Raw genomic sequence first — 25,867 nt, 5'->3', positions numbered from 1 at the left:
TGTAATGTTTTTTGATTCTAAATAATGCTGCTTTATTAAAATTTATTTTTCAAAAATAGTATCGTCAGTATAAAACATCAGGAAGTTCAGAGTGAACTTAAGGCTTCTGTAATGAGAATATAAAAAAAGCGGGGCAAATACCCCGCTTTACATTTATGCTTTTAAATTCAATTGTAATTCTAATTCATCGAGCTGTGCATCAGCAATCGAAGCAGGCGCATCGATCATTACATCTCGTCCTGAATTGTTCTTAGGGAAAGCGATATAATCTCTGATCACTTCGTTTCCGTCAAGAATCGCTACCAAACGGTCAAATCCGAATGCTAAACCTCCGTGTGGCGGAGCTCCGTATTTAAATGCATTCATCAGGAATCCAAACTGAGCTTCTGCTTCTTCTCTGGTAAATCCTAATAAATCAAACATTTTAGACTGAAGATCTCTGTCAAAAATTCTGATAGATCCACCTCCGATTTCGTTTCCGTTCAGAACCATATCATAAGCGTTGGCTCTTGCTTTTCCAGGATCAGTTTCCAATAAGTGGATATCTTCCGGTTTTGGAGACGTGAAAGGGTGGTGCATTGCATGGTATCTTTCAGTGTCTTCATCCCATTCCAATAGAGGGAAGTCAACTACCCAAAGTGGTGCAAATACATTTCCTTTTCTTAGTCCCAAACGGTTTCCAAGCTCCATTCTCAATGCTGAAAGCTGAGCTCTTACTTTATTTTCGTTTCCGGAAAGAATCAACATTAAGTCACCTTCTTTTGCTCCGAATTTTTCGATGATTTTTCCTAAATCTTCCTCGTTGTAGAATTTGTTTACCGATGAGGTTTTCACTCCGTCATTCTGGAATTTTGCCCAAACCATTCCTGATGCACCAATCTGAGGACGTTTTACCCAATCCACAAGTTCATCGATCTGCTTTCTTGTATAGTCTGCACATCCTTCTACATTAATTCCGACTACTAATTCAGCATCATCAAATATTTTAAAGTCTTTTCCTTTTACCAGTTCATTCAGTTCTACGAACTCCATTCCGAAACGGATATCCGGTTTGTCATTTCCGTATTTTCTCATCGCATCTGCGAAAGTCATTCTTGGGAAAGCTCCGAATTCCTGACCAGTAATATCTTTTATAAGCGTTTTGGTCATTCCTTCGAATACGTTCATCACGTCTTCCTGCTCTACAAAAGCCATTTCACAGTCGATTTGTGTAAATTCCGGCTGTCTGTCTGCTCTTAAATCCTCATCACGGAAACATTTTACAATCTGGAAATATTTATCCATTCCACCTACCATCAAAAGCTGTTTGAAAGTTTGTGGAGACTGTGGCAATGCATAAAACTGTCCGGGGTTCATTCTGCTTGGTACCACGAAGTCTCTTGCTCCTTCCGGAGTAGACTTGATCAAAACAGGAGTTTCCACTTCAATGAAACCTTCGTCAGATAAATAATTTCTTACTTTCTGTGCCATTTTGTGGCGGAAGATCAGCTTATCTTTTACCGGATTTCTTCTGATATCCAGGTAACGGTATTTCATTCTTAATTCTTCACCTCCGTCTGTTTCATCTTCAATAGTGAAAGGTGGAAGCTGAGAATCATTCAGAATTGTCAGTTTTTCTACCAGAATTTCAATTTCCCCGGTTGGAATATTAGGGTTTTTGCTTACTCTTTCAATAACTCTTCCGGTAGCCTGAATCACAAATTCACGGCCCAGTTTTTTAGCTTCTTCCATCAATTGGGCAGAAGAGCGCTCCTGGTCAAAAACCAGCTGGGTAATTCCGTAACGATCTCGAAGATCTACCCAAATCATAAATCCTTTATCACGGATAGTCTGTACCCATCCTGATAGTGTAACTTCTTCATTCAGATTTTTCAGAGATAGCTCTCCGTTGGTGTGTGATCGAAACATAATTATTTGTTTAAAGTTCAATGTTTAAGGTTCAATTCCGAACCTTGAATTTTTCGTTGGCAAAGATAAGATTTTTGCAGGTTTTATAAATAAAAAAAACTCCCTTTCGGAAGTTTCATATATTGTTTTTAGGTTTTTTTAAATTCTGTTACCACCTTTTGCGATCAGAATTCTCTTTACTTCTTCACTGCCTTTTGTTTCATCAGCTACTTCAAGAGGAGTTTTATTCTGACATTTTTTATTCACATTCGCTTTGTTATCCAAAAGGAAGTTGATAATATTCTTTCTGTCAGACATTACACTGAAGCCAAGGGGTGAATAAAGTAGATCTCCCACAAGGAAACATTTGTTGTAATCTCCCGGAGCAAACTGTTTTTTAAATGTTGCTATATCATCAGAATAAATGGCTTTCATCTTTTCCTGACTCATCTTCTGGGCAGAGAACATGCTGCCGGACAGTAACATTCCAAATAGAAAAGTAGTAGAGATTATTTTTTTCATAAGGATAATTTTTAAGAATATACAAATCTAAATTAAATTTTATTACCAATTGCTAAGTTTTTCTAATAATTGGATTTGTATTTTTGGGATTACATAAAATATTAATTGCGAAATGACAAAATATATTGAGTTTTTGAAAAAAGCATTCAGCGGTGAAGAAACTGATTTTACGAAAGTGAATATCAGAAGTGCTGTGCTGCTTTTAGCAATTCCCATGATGTTGGAAATGGCTATGGAATCTGTATTTGCACTTGTGGATCTCTATTTTGTCGGCCATCTGAAAGAAAGTGGTTTCGCTATCCAGACGGTTGGACTTACCGAATCTGTACTTTCCATAATGTATTCTATTGCCATTGGAATGAGTATGGCAGCGACAGCTTTGGTAGCAAGAAGAATTGGTGAGAAAAATCCTGAACAGGCTTCCAGAAGTGCGGCGCAGGTATTATTCGTTTCCTTTGTTGTTACTTTTATTTTAAGCTTGTTGGGGGTGATCTTTGCAGAAGAGATTTTAATCCTGATGGGCTCAAAACCGGAAGCAGCAGCTTATGGGAAGAATTTTACCAGAATTATGATGGGAAGCAGCACGATTATTATGCTTTTATTTTTAATTAATGGGATTTTTAGGGGAGCCGGAAATGCAATGATTGCTATGAAAAGTTTATGGATCGCAAATATTGCGAATATCATTCTCTGTCCGATTCTGATAAAAGGCTTAGGTCCTGTTCCTGCTTTGGGTCTTACAGGAGCGGCTTTGGCAACAACAATAGGACGTAGTATTGGGGTTATTTATCAGCTCTATCATCTTTTGGTAGCCGATACTCAGATAAGAATTAAACTTCCTTATTTTAAACCGGATTATGCATTAATTAAATCTATCATAAAAATTGCAACTCCCGGAATTTTTCAGTTTGTCATCGCCTCATGCAGCTGGATTTTCCTTGCAGAGCTTGTTGCAACTACCGGAGGGGAGAATGCATCGGCAGGTTATCAGACCGCTTTAAGATTGATGATGTTCTTTATGCTTCCAGCCTGGGGATTGAGTAATGCTGCCTCTACATTGGTAGGCCAGAATATGGGAGCGAATGAAATGCTGAGAGCAGAACAGTCGGTGATGAAAACCGTGAAATATAATGTCATTTTTATGCTGATAGTTAGTCTGATCTTTCTTTTTATGGGAAATTTTTTAGTAAGCTTTTTTACTCAGGAAATGGCTATTAAAGATTTTGCTAAAAATGCGCTTCAGATTATGAGTATAGGATTTATTTTCTATGGAATCGGGATGGTGATGATCAATGCCTTCAATGGAGCTGGTGATACATGGACTCCTACCTGGGTTAATCTTTTTGGATTCTGGCTGTTTCAGATTCCGCTGGCCTATTTTTTATCAAAATATCTTGATATGGGACCTAAAGGAGTTTTTATATCAATTCCAGCCGCAGAAACATTGATTACTATTGTTGCTTTTATCTTATTTAAAAAAGGAAAATGGAAGACAATAAAAGTATAGAAAGCGTAGGTAATGGAATTCTCCAGCTTCCCTTTCTAATTTATAAAACTTTAACAGCTTCATTAATTGGATTTTAGTATTGTATTTTCTAAATTCGTAGCACAACAAATACATAATACTATGGGAAAAGGAGACAAAAAATCAAGAAGAGGAAAAATTAATTCCGGAAGTTATGGTAAAAGAAGACCTAAAAAAGCTTCAAAATCATTTCCTGCTTCTGCAGAAAAATCTAAAAAGTAATTAAAAATAAAAAAGACCGAAGATCATATCTCCGGTCTTTTTTTATGAAAATTAAATTAATTATTTACCTCCCAGAATATTACCAAGGATGCTGCCTAAACCGCCGCCGCCTTGTTGTTGGTTTCCACCGCCCAATACACTTCCCAGGATATCATTCAAAGGATTTCCTGAAGATTGAGATTGTCCGCCACCTCCTAAAACACTTCCAAGAATGTCATTCAAAGGATTAGACTGCTGAGCTTGTGCCTGATTGGAAGCATTTCCAAGGATTCCTCCTAAAAGATCTCCTAAACCTCCTGCTCCTACATTGCTCTGTTGTTTCTGCTGTCCGATATAACCCATTACTACAGGTGCAAGCATCGCAAGAATAGGACCTATTTTGTCTATTGAAATTCCTGTGTTTTGTGACAGTTGGTTTTCAACAGTACTTTTTTGCCCACCGAAGATATGATCAAGAATAGATCCTCCTTCAGCCTGTCTTGCTTCAATTTGTGAAGCATCATTTAAAATACTTCCGTTGTGGTCTTTATCTAAAGCATTATTTAAAGCTTCTGCTTCTTTAGCATCCTGAGATTTATTTCTAAGATAAGAAATGATAAGAGGAGTAGCAACAGCTAACAGCGCGATTACCTGGTTTTTATTGATTCCGAATTTATTTTCAGCCTGTTCAGCAACCTGGTTGCCTGTGTTCCCTGTAAGTAGGTCAATTAAACTCATTTTTTGTGTTTATTTAGTATTAAGTACACCAAAGTTATCAAAAAATATGCCTCACAAAATCACCCCCTTTCATAATTATTGTTAAAGTTTCTGAGAGCGTTTCAGAAGCTTTTAGTTTTTAATGATAGGAACGTTTGAACACGCTTCTCCGAACATCAGGGATTTTACAATAGGTTTCAGTTGTTCTACCAATTCAATATAAGCATTTTCAGGAATTTCTTTATCTGAGCATCCTTTTACAAGCACTCTTTTTCCTCTCATTTCCTCAAAATCATGAGTCTGGATGGCATTATGCATTAAAATAACTTCCAGATCCTCGCGGCTTCCAAAAACTACTTTCTTTGCTGCATCGGTAATCTTTGCTGTTAAAACAAAGTAAGCCCAAAGAGGAATAATAGTGTCAACAGAATTGTAAATGTATACATAAGTGTCTTTATATTGTTCCGTATCGATAGCATCTACCTTTTCGCGGAAATCTTTTTCTTTCAGGATCATTTCCTGCCAAAGGAAATCTTTAAGGTCAATACCCTTTCTTTCCCCTTTTGGCAGTAAAGTGGTAAGGTCAAAATTGATAAGGCCGCTTTCTGCAACTTTATTCCGGATTTCAAATTCTTCTGACATTTTTTATCATTATCTTTGAACAAATTTACGAATTAAGATCATATCTATCTTAATTTGTTCTCTATCCTTACTATAGAAATGAAGTATTATATTATTGCAGGAGAAGCTTCCGGTGACTTGCATGGAAGCAATCTGATGAAAGCCTTACAACAAAAGGATCCCCAAGCGGAATTCAGATTTTGGGGTGGCGACCTGATGAAAGCTCAGGGTGGAACGTTGGTGAAGCATTACCGTGATCTTGCTTTTATGGGATTCCTGGAAGTGGTGATGAACCTCAGAACCATTCTGAATAATATCAAATTCTGTAAAGAGGATATTCAGAAGAACAGACCTGATGTTTTGATCTTGGTGGATTATCCGGGATTTAATCTGAGAATTGCAAGATTTGCCAAAGAATTGGGAATCAAAGTTGTTTATTATATTTCTCCACAGCTTTGGGCATGGAAAGAAGGCCGCGTAGAGATTATCAAAAAATATGTGGATGAGATGATGGTCATCCTTCCATTTGAAGAAGACTTTTACAGAAAACATGGAGTACATTCTCATTTTGTAGGTCATCCGTTGCTGGATGCTATTTCGGATCTTCAGGAAATAAGCATTGAAAAATTCAAATCAGAGCATGGCTTGAATGAAAAAGAAATCATTGCATTGCTTCCGGGTTCCAGAGAACAGGAAGTAGAAAAAATGCTTGAAATAATGCTTTCCGTAAGACCGCAGTTTCAAAACTATCAGTTTGTGATTGCCGGAGCACCAAGTCTTCCAAAAGAATTTTATCAGAAATATGTAGATGATAATGTTCATTTTGTTTCTAATAAAACCTATGATCTGCTGAGATGTTCAAAAGCTGCTTTGGTGACTTCCGGAACAGCTACGTTGGAAACCGCTTTGTTGAATATCCCTGAAGTGGTTTGCTATCGTGGAAGTAAAATTTCCTATGCTATTGCTAAAAGATTGGTTAAAAATATCAATTATATTTCTTTGGTTAATCTGATTATGGATAGAGAAGTGGTGAAAGAATTGATTCAAAATGATCTGAATACTAAAAACCTGGTTGAAGAGCTCAATAAAATTTTGTCAGGAGAAAAAAGGGAGCAGGTGCTGAATGACTATAATCTTCTTAGAGAAAAGCTTGGCGGGAAAGGAGCCAGTGAGCATGCTGCTGACGTGATTTTGAAATTATAGTTTGTACTGAGTTTCTGATTATTTAATTTTTAACTATGAATTATTGTAACCGTTTTCTGTTATTCCTGACTTTTACATTATTATTCTCAAACAGTTTTGCCCAGCAAAGCAACTCAAGAGATAAAGTTCAGATATTTTATTACGGCTGGTACGCCAATCCGGCAACAGACGGAGAGTATCAGCATTGGAATCATGAGATCCTTCCTCACTGGAGCAATCCGAAGTGGAATAATCTGGGCCATCATAAAGGAGGAGATGATATCGGAGCAAATTTTTATCCGGCTCTAGGCAATTACAGTTCCAATGATCCGAAAACCATCGAGCAGCATATGAAAATGATCAAAGACTCCGGAGTAGGAGTGGTTGTTGTAAGCTGGCTGGGAAAAGATTCGTTTACGGATAAAAGTCTTATCAAATATTTAGATATTGCGGATCGGTTTGATTTAAAAATAGCATTTCACATTGAGCCCTTTTATAAAAATACTTCAGAATTAAAAGAGCAGCTTTCTTACCTGGTAAAAACGTATTCCAATCATCATGCATTCTATAAAAAAGAAGGGAAACCTCTGTTTTATGTGTATGACAGCTATAAAATTCCTAAAGAAGAATGGATGAAAATATTATCCAAAGATGGAGAGGGAACAGTCAGAAACACGGATTTAGATGCTCTTTATATCGGACTTTGGGTTGAGAAAGATGATGCTGAATTTTTTGATTCGGCAGGTTTTGATGGTTTCTATACCTATTTTGCCAGCGAAGGATTTGTATACGGAAGTACAACGGCTAATTGGGATTTTATGGCCAGCTTCGCTAAAGATCATCATCTGATTTTTATTCCTTGTGTAGGTCCTGGCTATTCCGATACAAGAATCCGTCCGTGGAATGAAGCAAATTTCAAAAGCAGAGACAATGGAAAATATTATGAGAAAATGTTTGATGCCGCTACCAAAGTAAATCCGGAATTTATTGGCATTACCTCATTCAATGAATGGCATGAAGGAACACAAATAGAGCCTGCTGTTCCTAAAAAAGCAGGTGATTTCCAATATGAAGATTACGGGAGAGATCCTTTATTTTATATTAAAGAAACGAAGCGTTTAACGGATAAATTTTTGAAAAAGAAATAATATACTTTCAAACATAATTTTCAAAACAAAAAATAAAGCGTTCTGTTGACATTTTTAATGAATACAGAGCGCTTATTTAGTTCTTTAGGAGTTTATAAATTCTCGGTTAATTATCTATTTTAAAAGGATAATTAATGGAAATTGCACAAGCAGCCCTTACTTATTCTGGCAGTATGTTTTATTCTTGGAATTCTTTTTCAGGATAAAATAGCATTGGGAGAATCTTTGATTGATGGGGTTGCTGTAACTTGTTTAATTCTGCTTGTTTTAATCTGCTTTCATTCTTATCTTCTGCATAAAATCAAAACAGTTTTCCTGATGTTTCTGTTGTTTGGAGGAGGAATTGTTCTTCATTTCTATAACACTTCTTCACCAGTTGGTAAGCTTCTGATGAAGAAGCATGAAACGGTTTCATTTAAGATCTCTCAGAAATTAAATTCCTCTGAAAAATATAGAAAATATGAAGGAATAGCCCGGAAAGGCAGTACAACTTTCAATGCAATTTTTTATGTTCCAAAAAATAAGGAGGTGCTGGATTTTATTCACTACTACAAAGCTGATGCTTATATTACGCAACCTAAGGCACCACCATATGATTTTCAGTTTAATTATGCACAATATCTAAACAGGAAGCATATCCGTTACCAGATCTATATTTCAGAGGGAATGGTATCTGCCCAAAGGAACGACTTAACATGGGCAGATTGGCTTAAACAATACAGGCTCGATGTTCTTAACAGAATTGATGAAACAGGAATTTCAGGAAAAACTAAAGAATTTTTAAAAGGTATTATTCTGGCGGACAGGACAGAGATTGATACAGGTACTGTCAGAGATTTCAATAGATCAGGGCTTGTTCATTTCCTGGCTATTTCCGGAACTCATATTGTGGTTATTTTTGGAATGTTCTACTTTTTTCTCATCCGGTTTGCTCCTTTACAATTCAGAAAATATGCGGTTATTTTCAGTTTGGTTTTTATCTGGTTGTTCGCTGCTTTCATTGGATTTGGTAATTCAGTCTTGCGGTCCTGCATCATGTTGAGTGTTTATTTCATCTTTGTTTTGCTTCAGCGAAAGCCGGATCTGCTTCACTCACTGGCCTTATCTGCTTTTTTTATTCTATTCGGAGATACCCAGCAGCTTTTTGATGTAGGTTTTCAGCTTAGCTTTTTGGCTGTTTTGGGGATTTACTGGCTGAATCAGCCTCTGTTGAAATACTTCCCAAAACAGAATAATTATATTAAAAAACTTCTGTTTAATACGATTACAATATCTTTGTCTGCACAGCTGGCAACGCTACCTCTGGTGTTGTACTATTTTCATCAGTTTTCATTGATATCAATCATTGCCAATTTTGTGATCGTGCCTTTTTCTGAGATCATTATTATTTTCTCCTTTCTAATAACGGTTCTTATTTCTTTTGGGATTGATTTTGAACTTATAAATGGTATGTATGACGGGATTATTGAGTTTTTACTGAAGGTAATTCACTGGTTTGCTGAGGTGGATGTGCTGTTCTTTGAAAATATCCCAATGAATGAGATAGAAGTGATGTCAGTATCCCTGTTTGTCTATTTACTGAGAGCCGCCATACTGAAATTTAATGTGAAAAATACGATGAGATTAATAATGACAGCCTTACTATTTCTCATGATAAGAAGCGGGATGACGGCTTTTGAAAATAAGAAAGAAGAGGTATTGGTTTATCATTTTAACAGAAACAAAATTTTTTCAGTGAAAAATGGGGCCAGAGTCTGTTTCTGGATTTCGGATATGAAAAATAAGACGAAGATTTTACAGTATTTAGTCAACCCTTATTGTGCCTCCAGACGGGTAGATCATTTTGAGATAAAAGCGTTGTCACCTACCATTCAAAAAGTAGTTTTCAGGAATAAGGTTTATGATCTCAAATGATGGTTCTGAATTTAGCCATTTTCCTGTATTTATAATGGGTGAAAATCTTATTTAGAAAGATTACAAACTGTCTATTTGTGAGATTTCTCACTTTTCGATATTGTTAAACTTTCTTAATTTTGTGGAAATTCAAATTTAAACTTATATGGCAGGTTTAACGAGTTCTACGATAGGTAGAAAATACGCTATGGCATTATCAGCTATGTTTTTGCTGATTTTTCTTATACTGCATTTGACAACCAATTTGTTATCAGTTCTAAATAAAGATGCATTCAATACAGCATCTGACTTTATGGGCTATAATCCTTTTGTGCAGTTCTTAATGCAGCCTATTCTTGGTTTTGCAGTAATTTTCCATTTTGTAATGGGATTTGTGCTTGAGATCAAGAATAATAAAGCGCGTCCGGTAAAGTATGCAGCTAACAACGCATCCGTGAATTCTTCATGGATGTCCAGAAATATGATTATTTCAGGAGCTGTTATTTTAGCTTTCTTGGCGCTTCACTTATATGATTTCTGGCTACACGAAATGAATTACAAGTATGTAGAAGGATTAACTCCTGATGCAGAACGTTTCTGGCCGGAACTTCATGAAAAGTTTGCTGATCTTTGGAGAGTGGCTTTGTATGTAATCTCTTTTGTTCTATTAGGATTACACTTAGCACACGGATTCCAGTCTTCATTCCAGTCTATCGGTGCAAGACATCCAAAATATACGCCGGTGATCAAAGCTTTCGGGACATGGTATTCAATCCTTATCCCTGCAGGATTTATCATCGTAGCAGTTTTCCATTTTATAACTCAATAATATCAATATACTAGTATGAGTAAATTAGATTCAAGAATTCCAGCGGGTCCTCTTAAAGACAAGTGGAAAAATCATAAAGACCATATGAACCTTGTTGCACCAAACAACAGAGATAAGATTGATATTATTGTTGTAGGTACAGGTTTGGCAGGAGGTTCTGCTGCAGCTACATTGGCTGAGCAAGGATATAACGTAAAAGCGTTCTGCTACCAGGATTCTCCAAGAAGAGCACACTCTATTGCAGCTCAGGGAGGGATCAACGCAGCTAAAAATTACCAGGGAGACGGTGACTCTACTTACAGATTATTCTACGATACCATCAAAGGTGGTGACTATAGAGCAAGAGAGGCCAACGTTTACAGATTAGCTGAAGTTTCTGCAAACATTATTGACCAGTGTGTTTCCCAGGGGGTGCCTTTCGGGAGAGATTATGGCGGTCAGCTGGATAACCGTTCATTTGGTGGGGTTCAGGTAAAAAGAACTTTCTACGCAAAAGGACAAACTGGACAGCAGCTATTATTAGGTGCTTATTCTTCAATGAGCCGTCAGATCGGTAAAGGAAGAATCAAAATGTACAACCGTCATGAGATGTTAGATCTTGTTATTGTTGACGGAAAAGCAAGAGGGATTATCGCAAGAAACCTTGTAACAGGTGAAATTGAAAGACATTCTGCTCACGCTGTAGTAATTGCTTCAGGAGGATACGGAAACGTATATTTCCTTTCTACCAATGCTATGGGATCCAACGTTTCTGCTGCATGGAAAATTCACAAAAAAGGAGCTTACTTCGCAAACCCTTGTTACGTACAGATTCACCCGACTTGTATTCCTGTTCACGGAACACAACAGTCTAAACTGACTTTGATGTCTGAATCATTAAGAAACTCAGGAAGAATCTGGGTTCCTAAGAAAATTGAAGATTCAGTAGCCATCAGAGAAGGTAAATTAAGACCTGAAAATATTAAAGAAGAAGATAGAGATTATTATTTGGAAAGAAGATACCCTGCATTCGGTAACCTTGTACCTAGAGACGTTGCTTCCAGAGCGGCTAAGGAAAGATGTGATGCTGGTTTCGGAATTGAAAATAATGATACTCAGGAAGGTGTTTACCTTGATTTCTCTACAGAGATCATGAAAAAAGGTAAAGAAGCCGCTATCGAAAAACATATTCATAATCCTACAGATCAGCAGATCTACGATTTAGGTAAGAGCTGGGTAGAGGAGAAATACGGTAACTTATTCGTAATGTACGAAAAAATTACTGCTGATGATCCTTACAAAACTCCAATGAAAATCTATCCTGCAGTTCACTATACAATGGGTGGTGTATGGGTTGATTATAACCTTCAGTCTACAATCCCGGGTTGTTTCGTAATCGGTGAAGCTAACTTCTCTGATCACGGTGCAAACAGATTGGGTGCTTCTGCATTGATGCAGGGTCTTGCTGACGGATATTTCGTACTTCCTTACACGATTGCAGATTACCTTTCTGCAGATATCAGAACAGGAGCGATTCCTACAAACTCAGGAGCGTTTGACGAAGCTGAAAAAGGAATTAAAGATAAAATTGATTTCTTCTTAAACAATAAAGGAACTCACTCTGTAGACTATTTCCACAAACAGTTAGGAAACATTATGTGGAATAAAGTTGGAATGGGAAGAACTCCTGAAGGATTAAGAGAAGCAATCAAAGAAATTGAAGAAGTAAGAAACGATTTCTGGAAAAACGTAAAAGTACCAGGAGAAGGAGAAGGGATGAACACTGAGCTTGAAAAAGCATTCAGAGTAGCAGACTTCCTTGAACTTGGACAATTAATGGCTATCGATGCACTACACAGAAATGAATCTTGTGGTGGACATTTCCGTGAAGACCATTCAACTCCGGATGGAGAAGCGGAAAGAGATGACGTAAACTACAAATACGTCGGAGCTTGGGAATATCAAGGAAACGATATCAATGCAGAAGTGTTGCATAAAGAAGAATTGATATACGACAACATCGAGGTTAAAACTAGAAGTTATAAATAATCTCCAACCTATAAATATAACATTATGAGTGCAAAAAAAGGCTTACATCTTACGCTGAAAATTTGGAGACAAAAAAATAGTAAAACTAAAGGTCAGTTTGAGACCTATAAAATATCAGATGTATCTACAGATTCTTCATTTTTGGAGATGTTGGATATTCTGAACGAAAACTTAATTAACGAAGGAAAAGAACCTATCGCTTTCGACCACGACTGTCGTGAAGGAATCTGCGGTATGTGTTCTCTTTACATCAATGGTAGAGCTCACGGACCTGATACTGGTATTACAACTTGTCAGCTTCACATGAGAATGTTCAAAGATGGTGAGACGATCGTTATTGAACCTTGGAGAAGTGCTGCTTTCCCTGTAATCAAAGATTTGATGGTGGACAGAAGCGCATTCGACAGAGTAATGGCAGCAGGAGGATTCATTTCTGTGAACACTTCCGGTAATACGTTGGATGCTAACGCTATTCCTGTGCCGAAAGAAGATGCAGATAAAGCAATGGATGCTGCAGCTTGTATCGGATGTGGAGCGTGTGTAGCTACATGTAAAAACGGATCTGCAATGTTATTCGTTGGAGCAAAAGTTTCTCAGTATGCATTACTTCCACAAGGTAGAGTAGAAGCTAAGAGAAGAGTTCTGAACATGGTGAAGGCTATGGACGAAGAAGGATTCGGAAACTGTTCAAATACCGGAGCATGTGAGGTAGAATGCCCTAAAGGTATTTCTCTTGAAAACATCGCAAGAATGAACAGAGAGTACATGGCTGCTCTTGCAGATCAAGGATAGAATTGATTCAAATACATAAAAAATCGCCTTCATTTTTGGAGGCGTTTTTTTTATGAAAAAGATGATCCTGTTAAAGTTTGTTAACTTATTGATTGATCTTCGTTATTCTTTATTTATTAAGTATATATTTGGGAGGTAATTGAATCGTTTTCTGAAAAAACTTTCAAATACTTTTTACCTTCAAAAAGATAGCCCTCAATAATTGGAATATCCCTTTTGAATGGTAATAATAAAATTTTTAAAAAAAATTATCAGAGTGAATTAACAAGCCCTAAAAAGCGTATTTTTGTGTAATATTAAAAATTGAAATGAAAAAATATCTTTTATTGTTTATCATCACATTCTTTGTGATGTCTTGTTCAAAAAAAGTAGAAGTAAAAGGAAAAATTACCGGAAGCTCACCATTAGAAAGAATTGAATTTGTAGAAGCTTCAGGAGTAGGAACCCTGCCTTTAATTAATATAGGTCTGGATAAAGACGGAAACTTTTCAGGAAATTTTGACGCTCCTAAAGATGGAATGTACGTAATCAATTACGCTGGCAGACAAAGCCTGATCTATCTTGAAGGTGGACAAAAAGTAAATATCTCAGGAAACGGAGCTACTTTCCCAAATGAATATGTGATTACCGGAGATGCTAAAAAAAATAATGACTTCCTTACAGCAAGTATGAAATTCTTGGCAGACTATGGTAGCAAAGTAAATTTACCGGTATTAATGGGTGGAGATGAAGCTGCATTTTTGAAAGGAATGCATAAAATTGAAGCAGATATTAATAAAAATGTGGATGACCTTGCCAAGAAAAATAATCCAAGCAAAGGACTTTTAGAGTGGAAGAAAAACGATGTGAAAGTAACCATTCTTAACTTGCTTGCCAACTATGAAATGTCTCATGGCCAGATGTCCGGAAACCCTTCTTACAAATCTTCTAAGGCTTTCAAAGATTACGAAACTCAATTAGAAACAGATAAAGATGGAATGGTAAAAACGATTCCTCTTTACAGACAATATCTTCTTGTAAAAATGACTCCGGATTTCCAGAAGTATGCGGAAGCAAACAGCAAAGGAAAAACTGGGATTACAACTTCTGAGATGTTCGCTCAGTATTTAAAAACAAAAAAAGATTTATCTCAAACTGCAAAAGATTATCTACTTGCATTTGTAATGGCTCAGGCTGATATTCATCCAACAACTCCAGCTGCCAATATTGACAAGATTAAAAAGATCATCGATACAGATATTAAAGATGCTACGATTAAAAGTGACCTTTTAAAAATGCAGGTTGCTATTACAGGACTTAAAATCGGAGAAGCAGCTCCAGAAGCAGCGTTAGCAAAACAAGACGGAAAAGCATATCAACTTTCTGAAAACAAAGGAAAACCTTATATGTTATTCTTTTATGCTTCATGGAATCCTTACATTAGCGAAGCTACTGTACCTGTATTAAAAGAAGTGGTAAACTTTTATAAGTCAAAAATGAATTTTGTTTTTGTAAACGTAGACGATACAAAAGATCAATTCATTAAAACAAGCAATTCTTTATTAAAAGGAATTCAGGGAGTAAATGTTTATGGAGAAGGAGGGCTGAACTCTGATATTGCTAAGAAATACGGAGTATATGGTTTCAAATTACCTTGCTTTGTCATTATTGATAAAGATGGTAAAATTGCCAGCAGATCTTTCGTAAACCTTGGTGAGCAGGAATTGGTGACTATTTTGGATAAACAAACAGGTCTTTCAGCACCGAAGGTAGATCCAAATGCACAAATGCAGCCACAATTACAGCTTGATCCATCTGCAATGCAGCAAGCTCCACAGCCAGCAAATCCACAGCCGGCTCCAACAAAATAATAAACTTTAACACAGTATAGAAACCTTATCTTCGGATAAGGTTTTTTTTATTGTATTTTTGCAAACTGGAATGTAAAAGTTCCCATTAGGAAAATAGAAAATTTTAGAATGAGTAGGAAGAAAAAAAGAGATCTGACTCTTGAAAATATAAAATTGTTGACTGCCGGAGCAAAAGGCGTGGCAATAGGAAAAACAGAAGAAGGTAAAACGGTAATGGTAACAGGCGCAATTCCTGGTGATATTGTGAATGTGAGAGTGAAAAAAGCAAAGTCGAAATATTATGAAGGCGAAGCAATTGAAGTACTTGAAAAATCACCGTACAGAGTTGAGCCTAAATGTATTCATTTCGGTACTTGCGGAGGATGCAAGTGGCAGAACATGAGTTATGAAAAACAGCTTGATTTTAAACAAGAAGAAGTCTATAACAATATCAAAAGAATCGGAGGAATTGATGAGTTTGAAACCGTGCCAATTCTAGGATCTGAAGAACAATATTTTTATAGAAATAAAATGGAGTTTTCATTCTCCAATGCAAGATGGCTTACTCAGTACGAAATCAGTTCTGAAGAAAATTTCGGGAGCAAAGATGCTTTAGGTTTTCATATTCCCGGCATGTGGAGCAAAATTCTTGACTTGAAAGAATGTTTCCTTCAGGAAGACCCTTCCAATGCTATTAGACTGGCTGTAAAAGAATATGGAGTTAATAATGGTTTGGATTTCTTTGACGTAAGAAATCAGGAAGGTTTCTTAAGAACCTTAATGATGAGACAGAACTCTCATGGAGAATGGATGGTTCTTTTCCAGCTTTACAGAGAAGAAAAAGAAAACAGAGAGAAGCTTTTTGAATTCTTATTAGAAAAGTTCCCGCAGATTAAAACATTGGTATATGCCATCAATCCTAAGCAGAATGACTCTATCTATGATTTAAACATCAATGTATACTTCGGAGAAGGGTACCTTATGGAAGAAATGGATGGGCTGAAGTTTAAGATCGGACCGAAATCATTCTTCCAGACCAATTATAAACAAGCGTTGGAACTATACAGAAAAACACTGGAGTTTGCAGATCTGAAAGGTGATGAAGTAGTATATGACCTTTATACAGGAACAGGAACAATTGCTCAGTATGTTGCAAGAAATGCAAAGCAGGTAATCGGAATAGAATCTGTACAGGAAGCCATAGATGCGGCAATAGAACATGCTGCATTGAACGGCTTAACAAATACAACATTCTATTGTGGAGATATGAAAGATATCTTTAATGATGAATTCATGGCCAATCATCCTAAAGCAGATGTATTGATCACAGATCCACCAAGAGACGGAATGCATCAGAAGGTTGTAGAACAGATTCTTAAGCTTTCACCGGAAAAAGTAGTTTATGTAAGCTGTAACTCTGCTACACAGGCAAGAGATCTTGCTTTAATGAAAGAACATTACACTTTGGTGAAGATCTTACCGGTAGATATGTTCCCGCAGACACACCATGTAGAAAACATTGCATTACTGATTAAAAAATAAATTTATTTAAATTTGAATTTCAAATCTTAATATGAAGTACTTTAAATTTCTTATAGCGATCTGCTTTTTAGGAATGCTTGTTTCCTGTGGGGGTGACGATGATATTTGTGAAAGCGGAGAAGGAACTCCCAGAATGAAGGTGGCCTACAGAGATATGGACAGTGGAAAAGAGACTACTCTGGACTCTCTCTATGTTGCAGTAGATTATGGTGCAGGAAAGGTAGATTTGGGAGTAGCTGTAAAGACTGATTCCAGGTTAATTCCTCTACGGGTAGATAACTCGCCTTATACAGACGTTTATTTTAAACTTACCAAAAAGGGGACGGAATCTAAAGTAAGGGTTAATTATACTACAAAATCGACCTATGTATCTCCGGGATGCGGAATCAAAAAGTATTATGAGAATTTAACTTCAGAATTAGTAACTCCTAACCCGGTGCTGAAAGTGGAGGCCGGACAAAATCAAATAGAGAATGAAGACAAGACTAATCTTTACCTTTCTTTTTAGTTTATTTGGAATAATAAACTGGGCACAAGACAAAAAAAAGGAAGCAGAAAAGAAGGTTCACGAAAAATATGAACCTAATTTTATGGTTGGCCTTGATGTATTGAATACAGGAGCCGGATTTTTTTCGGATAGAAAGCTGTATCAGGGATTTATTTCCTCAAAGATCAAAGGAAGTATTCATGCTATTGCAGAAGCCGGTTTTGAGAAAAACGTATATCAGAAGAATGGCTACGATGCTAAGGCAAGCGGTCCTTTCGTTAAGTTGGGAGCATTCTATATGCTTGCAAAAGATGCGGAAAATGAATTCAACGGATTTTATGCCGGAGGAAAAGTGGCTGGATCATTTTATAATCAGGAGTATATGGCTGTTCCCGTTCGTGGATTTGGGGGAAGTAACTCCTCTGAAGCATTTCCTTCATCCTCACAGTCTTCTTTTTGGCTGGAAGGAACTATAGGAGGAAGAGTGCAGTTATTCAGCTCTAATTTTTATATTGATGTGAATCTTCAGCCAAGATATATGGTATACACTTCCAAGCAGGATGACATCTCTCCGATGATAGTTCCCGGGTTTGGAAAAAGTTCCTCAAAGTTTAATATGGGATTTGCATGGAATATAGCTTATAAGTTTTAGAAATAAAAGCTCTTACCGTTTAAAATATAAAAACCACAAACTTTAGATTATTCTAAAGTTTGTGGTTTTTTTAATGAATGCTACTTATAATTTTTAGAAATGATAATCATTAACTTTTACAATATATAAAATACAAACTTAATCTTGTTGTTTGCTTTGAATTTTTTTTAATGATTGTGCTTGTTGTATGTATAATATTAAAAAATATTAAGTTATTTTATTTGTTTGAGTCGTAAAATGGTTATATTTGGCGGAAATTATAATTGTGTTTTAATTTATGAAAAGAGTATTTACTGCTTTAATGTTAACTTGTATAGGAGGGGCAGTGTTCGGCCAATGGACACCCACTTCTCTTAAAAAAGGAGACGATAACAAAAGAAGTACAGGATTTAGAGTAGATCAATCTAATGTAAGAAGTAACGGGTACTATAAACTGGACCTGAACTTACTGAGATCTCAGCTGAAGAATGCACAGGAAATGGGAACAAATTCCACTCCTGTAGTAATTTCTCTTCCTACAATGAGTGGGAAGATTGAAAGGTTTAATGTATACAGTTTTCCAGTAGTTGTAAAAGAACTGGCAGACAAGTATGAATTAGGATCTTATGTTGGAACAAGTGTAGATGACCCTACCAAATACTTAAGATTCAGTATCGCTCCTAATGATTTTCAGTCAATGATTATCCATGGAGATAAATATGAATTTATTGATCCTGCTTCAGCAGACAAAACAGTGTATGCTGTTCATCCTAAAACAAAAAAGGATAAAAACGGTTTCTTGTGTTCTACAGAAGAATCTCCTGCTGCTAAGAAGGAAATAGATGCTCTATTAAAAAACGGACAGTCGTTCACTAATCAGCCAACAACTTTTAACAAAAGTTCTGATAAAAAATACAGAACAATGAGACTGGCAATGTCTGTTACGGGTGAGTACACGCAATACTTTATGGGACTTGCTGGTGTACCTGCTACTGCTACGGATGATCAGAAAAGAGCTCCTGCAATTGTTGCTATCAATAATACTCTAACCAGAGTAAATGGGGTTTTTGAAAAAGACTTTGCATTGCATTTGAATTTACAGAACTTTCCTAATGTAATTTATATTGATCCTGCTACTGATCCATATTCTGCTGCTGCAACCGGAGCGGGTGGAGCTTGGAATACACAGCTGCAAACGGCTTTGACAAATAATGTAGGAAATACCAACTATGATATCGGACACTTATTCGGTAAATCAGGAGGTGGAGGAAACGCCGGATGTATCGGATGTGTATGTATTAATCCTACAACTTCAGTTCCTAAAGGAAAAGGTTCAGGATTTACTTCTCCTGCAAATGGAATTCCATCAGGGGATAGCTTCGATATCGACTATGTAGCTCATGAGATGGGGCACCAGTTAGGAGCTAACCATACTTTCTCTCATAATCTTGAAGGAAGTGGAGTAAATATGGAACCTGGTTCAGGAACTACTATTATGGGATATGCTGGTATTACCGGTCCTGATACAGATGTTCAGCAAAACTCTGATCCTTATTTCCATAAAGCAAGTATCGGTCAGGTACAGGCGAACTTAATTGCAAAAACTTGTGACGTAGAAACTACCATTACCAATAACCCACCGGTAATTGCTGATCTGCCAACATATACTATACCAAAAGGTACTGCTTTTGCCTTGACAGGTAGTGCTACAGATCCTGAAAATGACCCAATGACTTATTCTTGGGAAGAAGTAGATGATGCCTTAGTTTCTATTAATAAATATAACTTAGGAAATACAACATCAGGAGCTTCATTCAGATCTGCTGCTCCAAACGCAAGCCCAACAAGATATTTCCCGAAATTTACGTCTGTAATGAACGGAGTATTAAATAATGCAAACAATACTTGGGAAGCAGTATCTACTACGGCAAGAACTACAAATTTTGCATTAACGGTAAGAGATAATAATTCCAATGTAGCTGAACAGCAATCTGCTTTTAAAGTTCAGACTATTGTTGTAGGAGATAATGGCCCATTCAGATTAGCGAACCAATATGCTGATGTAAATACGCCAACTCCGGTTCAATGGATTGTTGCCAATACCAATGCAGCTCCTTATAATGTTGCTAATGTAAAAATTGATTATACTACAGATAACGGAACAACCTGGACAGTACTATCTGCGTCAACACCTAACGACGGATCTGAAAACTTTACTTTCCCTTCTTCATTGAACGGTCAGACAATTAAAGTAAGAGTTTCTTCAATAGGAAATGTTTTCTATGCAGTAGGACCTGTAAGTATTGCTCCTCTATCTGCTTGTAGCAGTGCTGCACCAACTAACGTTGTTGTAAGTAACATTACAGTGTCTTCAGGAAGTGTATCTTGGATGTCTTATACAGGCGCAACGTATAAAGTACGTTACAGAAAAGTAGGTACAACTGTATGGACTGAAGCTGATACAGCAGTTCCTTCAATCAACTTAAGTAATTTAATTGATGGTACTACTTATGAAGTTCAGGTAGCTTTAGTTTGTGGTACTACAGTAGGAACATATTCTGCATCTGTAAACTTCAGTACACCTGCACTTTCTTACTGTGCCGCTGCTTCAACGAGTGCAGACTATGAGTATATTGCCAATGTGACACTTGCGAATGTAAATAACACTTCTGCAAATAGTACATATACAAACTATGCAACAAATACAGCACTTCAGATTAACTTAACAAAAGGGAACGTTTACCCTATGTCTGTTACTGTAGGGAACTCCGGTGGTGCTGATTATGATACTGTAGCTGCATTTATAGACTTTAATAAGGATGGTGTTTTCAGTGATTCAGAAAGAGTATTGAATTATCCTGTAACATTAACGCAGCCATCAACTGTAGTAAGTGGGAACGTTACAATTCCTGCGAATGCAGTAGAAGGACAGCCGTTAAGAATGAGAGTTGTAGCATTCTATGTAGGTGCTGGAACTGGAGGTGGTAACGTTGGTTTATCATTACCTTCAGATTATGTTTGTGATGAACTTTTCGATGGTGAGGTTGAGGATTATAACGTAGTGATTACAGGTAACCTTGCTACTTCTGAAAGTACTGTTAAAAATAATGGTATTCAGATTTATCCAAACCCTGCAACTGATGTTCTGAATATTACTAAAGTTTCAGATAAAGCAACTTATAAGATTTATAGTGCAGCTGGACAATTAGTAGACAGAGGAAATATCAATAATGGAAAGGTTAATGTTTCAGCTTTAGTTAAAGGTGGTTATATTATTACAATAGATGATAAAGGAATTGAACAATTCAAATCTAAATTTATCAAGAAATAAAGATAACCTTTAAATATTAGTAAATCCCCGGGAAGTCCCGGGGATTTCTTTATTTAGAGCATAAGTAATAAATTTGTTATTTTTTTATAAAAAAAACATAAATGTACTTATAAATTAATAATAAAAAATGATTAGATTTGTGTGATTAATATTATAATGAAAACATTATGAAGAAATTCTTTACCTCTTTAATTCTGTTTCTCTGTTTGATTTGCACAGGCTTTGTATCCAAAGTCTCGGCTCAGGCAGGACAGATCGGGACAGGAACGGGTACCTCTGTGTATCTCCCCATACGTTCCTATTATGGGTATAGTTATTCCCAGCAGATCTATACGGCTGCGGAACTTACGACTGCCATTGGTACGTCGAACTATATCACGGCTATAAAGTTTTATTCCACCACCGTTGCAGCCTCTCAGGCTGTATATAAGGATTGGGTGGTATATATGGGAAACACAACCCAGACTAGCTTTACATCCAATACAAACTGGGTTCCGGTAAGTTCTATGACTCAGGTGTTTGACGGAGTTTTACCTAACTTAACGAACGGAAGCTGGGTAACTCTTCAATTGTCTACACCATTTTTATGGAATGGAACAGACAATCTTGTGGTTGCCGTAAATGAAAAAACTCCCGATTATGCATCTTCTCCGGGTACGGCCTGGGGATCATATAATGCAGGAGCAAATAGAGGGATAATCTATTATGAAGATAGTGCAAACCCGGACCCTGCAGCACCGCCTTCTGCAAAAGACAGACTTGCAGATATTCCAAGAATACAGTTGGAAAGCCACCCGCTTGCAGCTTGTTCAACAGCGCCACCTACCAATATTACAGTTTCAAACCTGACAACAACTTCTGCTAATGTAGGATGGTATCTTGCCTCAGGTGCCACTTATGTTGTAAGATACAGACCTGTTTCAGGGGGAGCTTGGACAACAATCAATGTTACGACTCCTATGGTCGCAAACCAGATTATTACCGGATTGACTGAGCAGACTCAATATGAAGTTCAGGTAGCGACTATCTGTGGAGGTACACAGGGAGCATTCTCTTCCAGTGTCAACTTTACAACCCCTGCACTTACTTATTGTACTTCCGGTGCTACAAGTACCTATATTGACGGATATATCAATCAGGTTTCTGTGAATGCACAGGGAGCTCCGTCTATGTACAGCAACTCTGGCCAGAGCGGCTATACAGATTACAGTACAGATCCTGCTAGAGTAGTTACTTTGGTAAGAGGAGGTACAGGTACCGTTTCAGTTTCAAAAGCTTGGCCAGGAACTCAATATAGCTTCTTAACAGGAGTTTGGATTGACTTTAACCGTAATGGTGTTTTTGAAGCAACTGAAAGAGTACTTACTTCACCAAGTAATACAACAACTCCGGTTACCGCTACATTTACAGTACCAACTGCTGCCGGTGGTGCCTACACAGGAAACCTGACGACAAAAATGCGTGTTGTATTAAATGAATACAGCCCTATTAACGCTTGTGGAACTTATTATTATGGTGAAACTGAAGACTATGCAGTAAAACTGATCGATTTGGCAGGATGTTCTACAGCACCGCCATCCAATATCATGGTTAACAACGTAACTCCTTCTTCGGCAAATGTTACTTGGACATCAACTACAGGAGCTACTTATATAGTAAGATACAGGGTTTCTCCTTCCGGAGCATGGCAGCAAATTGCAGTAAATACCCCATTAATCAGTAACCAAATTCTTACCGGATTATTGGAGCAGACTGCTTATGATGTACAGGTAGCTACGGTATGTGGAGGAACAACAGGTGCATTCTCACCAACTATTACCTTTACAACACCTGCTCTTACTTATTGTACTGCAGGCCCTACAAGTAATACTGCAACAAGCGGATATATTAATAATGTAACTGTTACTCCTACGAATACTCCTATTATGATGAGTAATTCCGGATCTGACAATTATAAAGATTATACGGCAGATGCTACAAGAGTAGTAATCTTTGAAAGAGGTTCTGGAAATAATAAAATCTCTGTAAATAAATACTGGCCAGGTTCTTCTTCTTCATATGCAGTTTCAGCCTGGGTAGATTTTAACAGAAACGGAACATTTGAAACCAGTGAAAGAATTCTTAATACTACATACAATACAACTACTCCGGTAACAGCTACTTTCGCAGTACCTACCGTTGCAAGTGGTAATGTTTATACGGGAACCCTTCCTACCCGTATGCGTGTAGTAATGAGATATTTTGATAACGCCAATCCTTGTGGAACATTCACTCAGGGAGAAGTAGAAGATTATGCAGTAAAATTTGTAGATGCTCAGCCTTGTTCAACAGCTGCTCCAACAAATATTACAGTGAATAATATTGGTGCTACTACAGCAACCGTATCGTGGGTTGCAACAACAGGAGCTACTTATAATATCAGATGGAGAGTTTCTCCAAGTGGAGCTTGGCAAACAGCTACAGTTCCTGCTGGTCAGAACTTCTATGGAATAACTGGTCTTACAGAACAGACTAATTATGATGTTCAGGTTTCTACAACTTGTAACGGTTCTACTGGATCTTACTCGTCAACAGTAACATTCACAACACCTCCGTTAACTTACTGTCCAATGACAGGTACCGGTACGAATGACCATATTTCGAATGTAACCATTACCTCTTCGAATCTTGGAGTTCCACCAATGAATAATACTTCAGTACAAACCAACTATATCAGCTATACTACAGCCGAGACTCTTGTTACTTTAGATGTAAATTCTCAGAATAACAAAATCTCTGTTGCAAAAGGATGGACTGGTGCAACGGGTAACGACGCTGTAACAGCGTGGATAGACTTTGACAGAAACGGACAGTTTACAGATGCTGAGAGAATTTTAATATCTCCAGCTAACACAACTACTCCGGTAACAGCTACTTTTGCTGTTCCTTCAAATGCTTACACAGGACCATTGACAACTACAATGAGAGTGGTACTGAAACGTACAAGTGCTCCTACAATGTGTCAGAATGCAGTAGATGGAGAAGTGGAAGACTACAGAGTAAGAATAAGACCTTGTAGCAATGCAACTCCTAACGCTCCAACATTTACTACAACGCATACAACAGCTACAGTAACCATCACAGGAGCAGGAGTGAGCTATGTGGTAAGATACAGAGTTCAGGGAACAACAGCTTGGACGCAAGTATATGCTTCAGCACAATTGGGTAACCTTCCGCTGGTAATCAGTGGATTGACACCAGCTACTACTTATGAAGTAGAGGTAGCAGCAATTTGTGGAGATATCGTTGGAACCGCAACTCCAATCAAGACCTTCACTACCAGATGTGATCCTACACCTCCAAATGTAACTGTAACAAATATTACTCCAACAACGGCATTGATTACGTGGTCTCCGCTTGCGGCAAGTTCTACGTATACAATGAGATGGAGAAAAGTAGGTACTACTACATGGGCTACTATAAGTTTACCGGCAGCTCCTGCAAATACTTATGTATTAGGAAGTGTAACTCCTTTAGAGCCATATACAACTTATGAAGTGCAGATTGCTAACCAGTGTAACGGTGAAACTACATTAAATCCATATTCTAACCCTAAAGTATTTACGACAGAAAGAATATGTCAGATTCCGCCTCCGGGATTAACAATTACTCAATTGCTTCCTACATCAGCGGCTATCCAGTGGGATCCGTTCCCGGGAGCAACGTATGTTCTTAGATATAGAAAAGTGGGTATTCCAAGTTGGACAGAAGTACCATCATTAGTTAATAACCTTGTATTGACTGGTCTTACAGAATTAACAAAATATGAAATGCAGGTAGTAAATATCTGTAATGGTACGCCAGGAAACTATACTCCTCCTTACTACTTTACAACGCCTACAGTAATCTACTGTAAGATGAAGGCTGAAAACTCTACAGGAGAGCATATCTCTAAAGTGACAGTGAAGCCTACAGGTAAGAAAACAATGGAGAACGAATCCGGAGCATCTACTTATACAGATTATACCGGAGTTCCTAAAACATTCATCGAAATGATCCAGGGATCAACCGACAATGAGATCATCATCGAGAAAAAATGGACAGGAACTACTTACAACGAAGGAATTGCAGTTTGGATTGACTTCAACAGAAACGGAGAGTTTGACATCAACGAAAGAGTATTCACTTCTTCACCCAATTCAAACAGCCCTGTTTCAGGTAAATTCAATGTACCTGCAGATGCATTTGTAAGCATGACAGATTACAAGTATGTAGTGATGAGAGTAGCCATGTCTAGAGACGGCATCCCAGTAAACTGTACAGACTTCAAAAACGGAGAAGTAGAGGATTACACGGTAAGAATCTCTAAACCGGTAGTTGCTAATCCAATTGATCAGACAAGTGTGATGATTTATCCTAACCCGGTAAGCTCAGTATTGTTTGTGAAAAATGTTAGCAAAAGAGCTAAATACAAGATCTACAATGCTGCCGGGCAGGTTATTGCTGACGGTATCTTACTAAACAACCAGATCAATGTAAGCAGATTGATTAACGGTGTTTATGTTATTGATATCGATGATAACGGTAATACTACCCAAAAGAAATTTATCAAAGAATAAGTCATTTAAATTTCAAATAGAATAAGCCTCCAGAAATGGAGGCTTATTTTTTATTAAAATATCTCATTGGAATAATCCCTCAGAAATTATTTTTTTGCATAAAA

At 37.2% G+C, this 25,867-nt stretch carries 18 protein-coding genes; 14 read left to right on the top strand and 4 right to left on the bottom strand.

Going from position 1 to position 25,867, the window contains the following annotated elements; translation table 11 throughout:
* Window positions 1-153: 153 nt before the first annotated feature.
* Both aspS and RAH34_RS04745 read right to left on the bottom strand, forming a co-directional pair.
* A complete protein-coding gene (gene aspS, locus RAH34_RS04750) occupies window positions 154-1,908 on the bottom strand; it encodes an aspartate--tRNA ligase (RefSeq protein ID WP_114819474.1) in 1,755 nt (584 codons plus the stop codon).
* 138 nt (window positions 1,909-2,046) lie between these two features.
* Complete coding sequence (locus RAH34_RS04745; RefSeq protein WP_306595333.1) at window positions 2,047-2,409, bottom strand: hypothetical protein; 363 nt, start codon at window positions 2,407-2,409, stop codon at window positions 2,047-2,049.
* A 112-nt stretch (window positions 2,410-2,521) separates the two neighbouring features.
* On the opposite strand from RAH34_RS04745, the gene RAH34_RS04740 reads away from it, so the two are divergent.
* Entirely contained in the window at window positions 2,522-3,916 is a 1,395-nt protein-coding gene (locus tag RAH34_RS04740; RefSeq protein WP_306595332.1) for an MATE family efflux transporter, read from the top strand.
* A gap of 120 nt (window positions 3,917-4,036) precedes the next feature.
* On the top strand, window positions 4,037-4,156 hold the full coding sequence (locus RAH34_RS04735; RefSeq protein WP_079243310.1) for a 30S ribosomal protein THX: 120 nt from the start codon (window positions 4,037-4,039) through the stop codon (window positions 4,154-4,156).
* Between the two features lie 60 nt (window positions 4,157-4,216).
* Here RAH34_RS04735 and RAH34_RS04730 read toward each other — a convergent pair whose 3' ends face one another.
* Window positions 4,217-4,873 carry a DUF937 domain-containing protein gene (locus tag RAH34_RS04730; protein WP_306595330.1) on the bottom strand — a complete coding sequence of 219 codons (657 nt, stop codon included), beginning with the start codon at window positions 4,871-4,873 and terminating at the stop codon, window positions 4,217-4,219.
* Window positions 4,874-4,984: 111 nt separating this feature from the next.
* Complete coding sequence (locus tag RAH34_RS04725) at window positions 4,985-5,494, bottom strand: DUF2480 family protein (protein WP_306595329.1); 510 nt, start codon at window positions 5,492-5,494, stop codon at window positions 4,985-4,987.
* Window positions 5,495-5,572: 78 nt separating this feature from the next.
* Between RAH34_RS04725 and lpxB the strand changes: the two genes are divergently transcribed.
* From lpxB to RAH34_RS04665, 12 genes are all read left to right on the top strand, one after another.
* Window positions 5,573-6,676: a lipid-A-disaccharide synthase gene (lpxB, locus tag RAH34_RS04720; protein ID WP_306595328.1), complete on the top strand. Its 1,104-nt coding sequence runs from the start codon at window positions 5,573-5,575 to the stop codon at window positions 6,674-6,676.
* Between the two features lie 35 nt (window positions 6,677-6,711).
* Window positions 6,712-7,803, top strand: a complete 1,092-nt coding sequence (locus RAH34_RS04715) for a glycoside hydrolase family 99 protein (RefSeq protein ID WP_306595327.1) — start codon at window positions 6,712-6,714, stop codon at window positions 7,801-7,803.
* A gap of 141 nt (window positions 7,804-7,944) precedes the next feature.
* Window positions 7,945-9,717, top strand: a complete 1,773-nt coding sequence (locus tag RAH34_RS04710) for a ComEC/Rec2 family competence protein (RefSeq protein ID WP_306595326.1) — start codon at window positions 7,945-7,947, stop codon at window positions 9,715-9,717.
* 145 nt (window positions 9,718-9,862) lie between these two features.
* On the top strand, window positions 9,863-10,525 hold the full coding sequence (locus RAH34_RS04705) for a succinate dehydrogenase cytochrome b subunit (RefSeq protein ID WP_047435493.1): 663 nt from the start codon (window positions 9,863-9,865) through the stop codon (window positions 10,523-10,525).
* A gap of 15 nt (window positions 10,526-10,540) precedes the next feature.
* Entirely contained in the window at window positions 10,541-12,553 is a 2,013-nt protein-coding gene (locus RAH34_RS04700; protein ID WP_114819466.1) for a fumarate reductase/succinate dehydrogenase flavoprotein subunit, read from the top strand.
* Between the two features lie 24 nt (window positions 12,554-12,577).
* On the top strand, window positions 12,578-13,345 hold the full coding sequence (locus RAH34_RS04695; protein ID WP_034693080.1) for a succinate dehydrogenase/fumarate reductase iron-sulfur subunit: 768 nt from the start codon (window positions 12,578-12,580) through the stop codon (window positions 13,343-13,345).
* Window positions 13,346-13,653: 308 nt separating this feature from the next.
* Window positions 13,654-15,195, top strand: coding sequence for a TlpA disulfide reductase family protein (locus RAH34_RS04690; RefSeq protein ID WP_114819465.1), 1,542 nt, complete (start codon window positions 13,654-13,656; stop codon window positions 15,193-15,195).
* Window positions 15,196-15,303: 108 nt separating this feature from the next.
* Window positions 15,304-16,716: a 23S rRNA (uracil(1939)-C(5))-methyltransferase RlmD gene (gene rlmD, locus RAH34_RS04685; protein WP_114819464.1), complete on the top strand. Its 1,413-nt coding sequence runs from the start codon at window positions 15,304-15,306 to the stop codon at window positions 16,714-16,716.
* Between the two features lie 31 nt (window positions 16,717-16,747).
* The gene (locus RAH34_RS04680) at window positions 16,748-17,224 is read left to right on the top strand and encodes a DUF6452 family protein (protein ID WP_306595325.1); all 477 of its coding nucleotides are present in this window, start codon (window positions 16,748-16,750) and stop codon (window positions 17,222-17,224) included.
* The gene (locus RAH34_RS04675) at window positions 17,190-17,855 is read left to right on the top strand and encodes a DUF6048 family protein (protein WP_306595324.1); all 666 of its coding nucleotides are present in this window, start codon (window positions 17,190-17,192) and stop codon (window positions 17,853-17,855) included. Before RAH34_RS04680 ends, RAH34_RS04675 begins: the two co-directional genes overlap by 35 nt.
* Window positions 17,856-18,132: 277 nt before the next feature.
* The gene (locus RAH34_RS04670) at window positions 18,133-21,165 is read left to right on the top strand and encodes a reprolysin-like metallopeptidase (protein ID WP_306595323.1); all 3,033 of its coding nucleotides are present in this window, start codon (window positions 18,133-18,135) and stop codon (window positions 21,163-21,165) included.
* Between the two features lie 167 nt (window positions 21,166-21,332).
* Window positions 21,333-25,763 (top strand): GEVED domain-containing protein, encoded by a 4,431-nt coding sequence (locus RAH34_RS04665; protein ID WP_114819460.1) that lies wholly within the window; start codon window positions 21,333-21,335, stop codon window positions 25,761-25,763.
* The last annotated feature ends 104 nt before the right edge of the window (window positions 25,764-25,867 follow it).

This window comes from Chryseobacterium sp. WLY505, from assembly GCF_030846215.1.
Taxonomy (GTDB): domain Bacteria; phylum Bacteroidota; class Bacteroidia; order Flavobacteriales; family Weeksellaceae; genus Chryseobacterium.
The sequence above is the reverse complement of the archived record's forward strand: the minus strand, read 5'-3'. Positions and strand labels throughout refer to the sequence as shown.

Excerpts from the sequence above, each read along its gene's own strand:
- rlmD (WP_114819464.1), top strand. The coding sequence starts at position 15,304 with ATGAGTAGGAAGAAAAAAAGAGATCTGACTCTTGAAAATATAAAATTG.
- RAH34_RS04670 (WP_306595323.1), top strand. The coding sequence starts at position 18,133 with ATGAAAAGAGTATTTACTGCTTTAATGTTAACTTGTATAGGAGGGGCA.
- RAH34_RS04735 (WP_079243310.1), top strand. The coding sequence starts at position 4,037 with ATGGGAAAAGGAGACAAAAAATCAAGAAGAGGAAAAATTAATTCCGGA.
- RAH34_RS04725 (WP_306595329.1), bottom strand. The coding sequence starts at position 5,494 with ATGTCAGAAGAATTTGAAATCCGGAATAAAGTTGCAGAAAGCGGCCTT.
- lpxB (WP_306595328.1), top strand. The coding sequence starts at position 5,573 with ATGAAGTATTATATTATTGCAGGAGAAGCTTCCGGTGACTTGCATGGA.
- RAH34_RS04715 (WP_306595327.1), top strand. The coding sequence starts at position 6,712 with ATGAATTATTGTAACCGTTTTCTGTTATTCCTGACTTTTACATTATTA.
- RAH34_RS04700 (WP_114819466.1), top strand. The coding sequence starts at position 10,541 with ATGAGTAAATTAGATTCAAGAATTCCAGCGGGTCCTCTTAAAGACAAG.
- RAH34_RS04695 (WP_034693080.1), top strand. The coding sequence starts at position 12,578 with ATGAGTGCAAAAAAAGGCTTACATCTTACGCTGAAAATTTGGAGACAA.
- RAH34_RS04690 (WP_114819465.1), top strand. The coding sequence starts at position 13,654 with ATGAAAAAATATCTTTTATTGTTTATCATCACATTCTTTGTGATGTCT.
- RAH34_RS04665 (WP_114819460.1), top strand. The coding sequence starts at position 21,333 with ATGAAGAAATTCTTTACCTCTTTAATTCTGTTTCTCTGTTTGATTTGC.
- aspS (WP_114819474.1), bottom strand. The coding sequence starts at position 1,908 with ATGTTTCGATCACACACCAACGGAGAGCTATCTCTGAAAAATCTGAAT.
- RAH34_RS04740 (WP_306595332.1), top strand. The coding sequence starts at position 2,522 with ATGACAAAATATATTGAGTTTTTGAAAAAAGCATTCAGCGGTGAAGAA.
- RAH34_RS04730 (WP_306595330.1), bottom strand. The coding sequence starts at position 4,873 with ATGAGTTTAATTGACCTACTTACAGGGAACACAGGCAACCAGGTTGCT.
- RAH34_RS04675 (WP_306595324.1), top strand. The coding sequence starts at position 17,190 with ATGAAGACAAGACTAATCTTTACCTTTCTTTTTAGTTTATTTGGAATA.
- RAH34_RS04705 (WP_047435493.1), top strand. The coding sequence starts at position 9,863 with ATGGCAGGTTTAACGAGTTCTACGATAGGTAGAAAATACGCTATGGCA.
- RAH34_RS04745 (WP_306595333.1), bottom strand. The coding sequence starts at position 2,409 with ATGAAAAAAATAATCTCTACTACTTTTCTATTTGGAATGTTACTGTCC.
- RAH34_RS04680 (WP_306595325.1), top strand. The coding sequence starts at position 16,748 with ATGAAGTACTTTAAATTTCTTATAGCGATCTGCTTTTTAGGAATGCTT.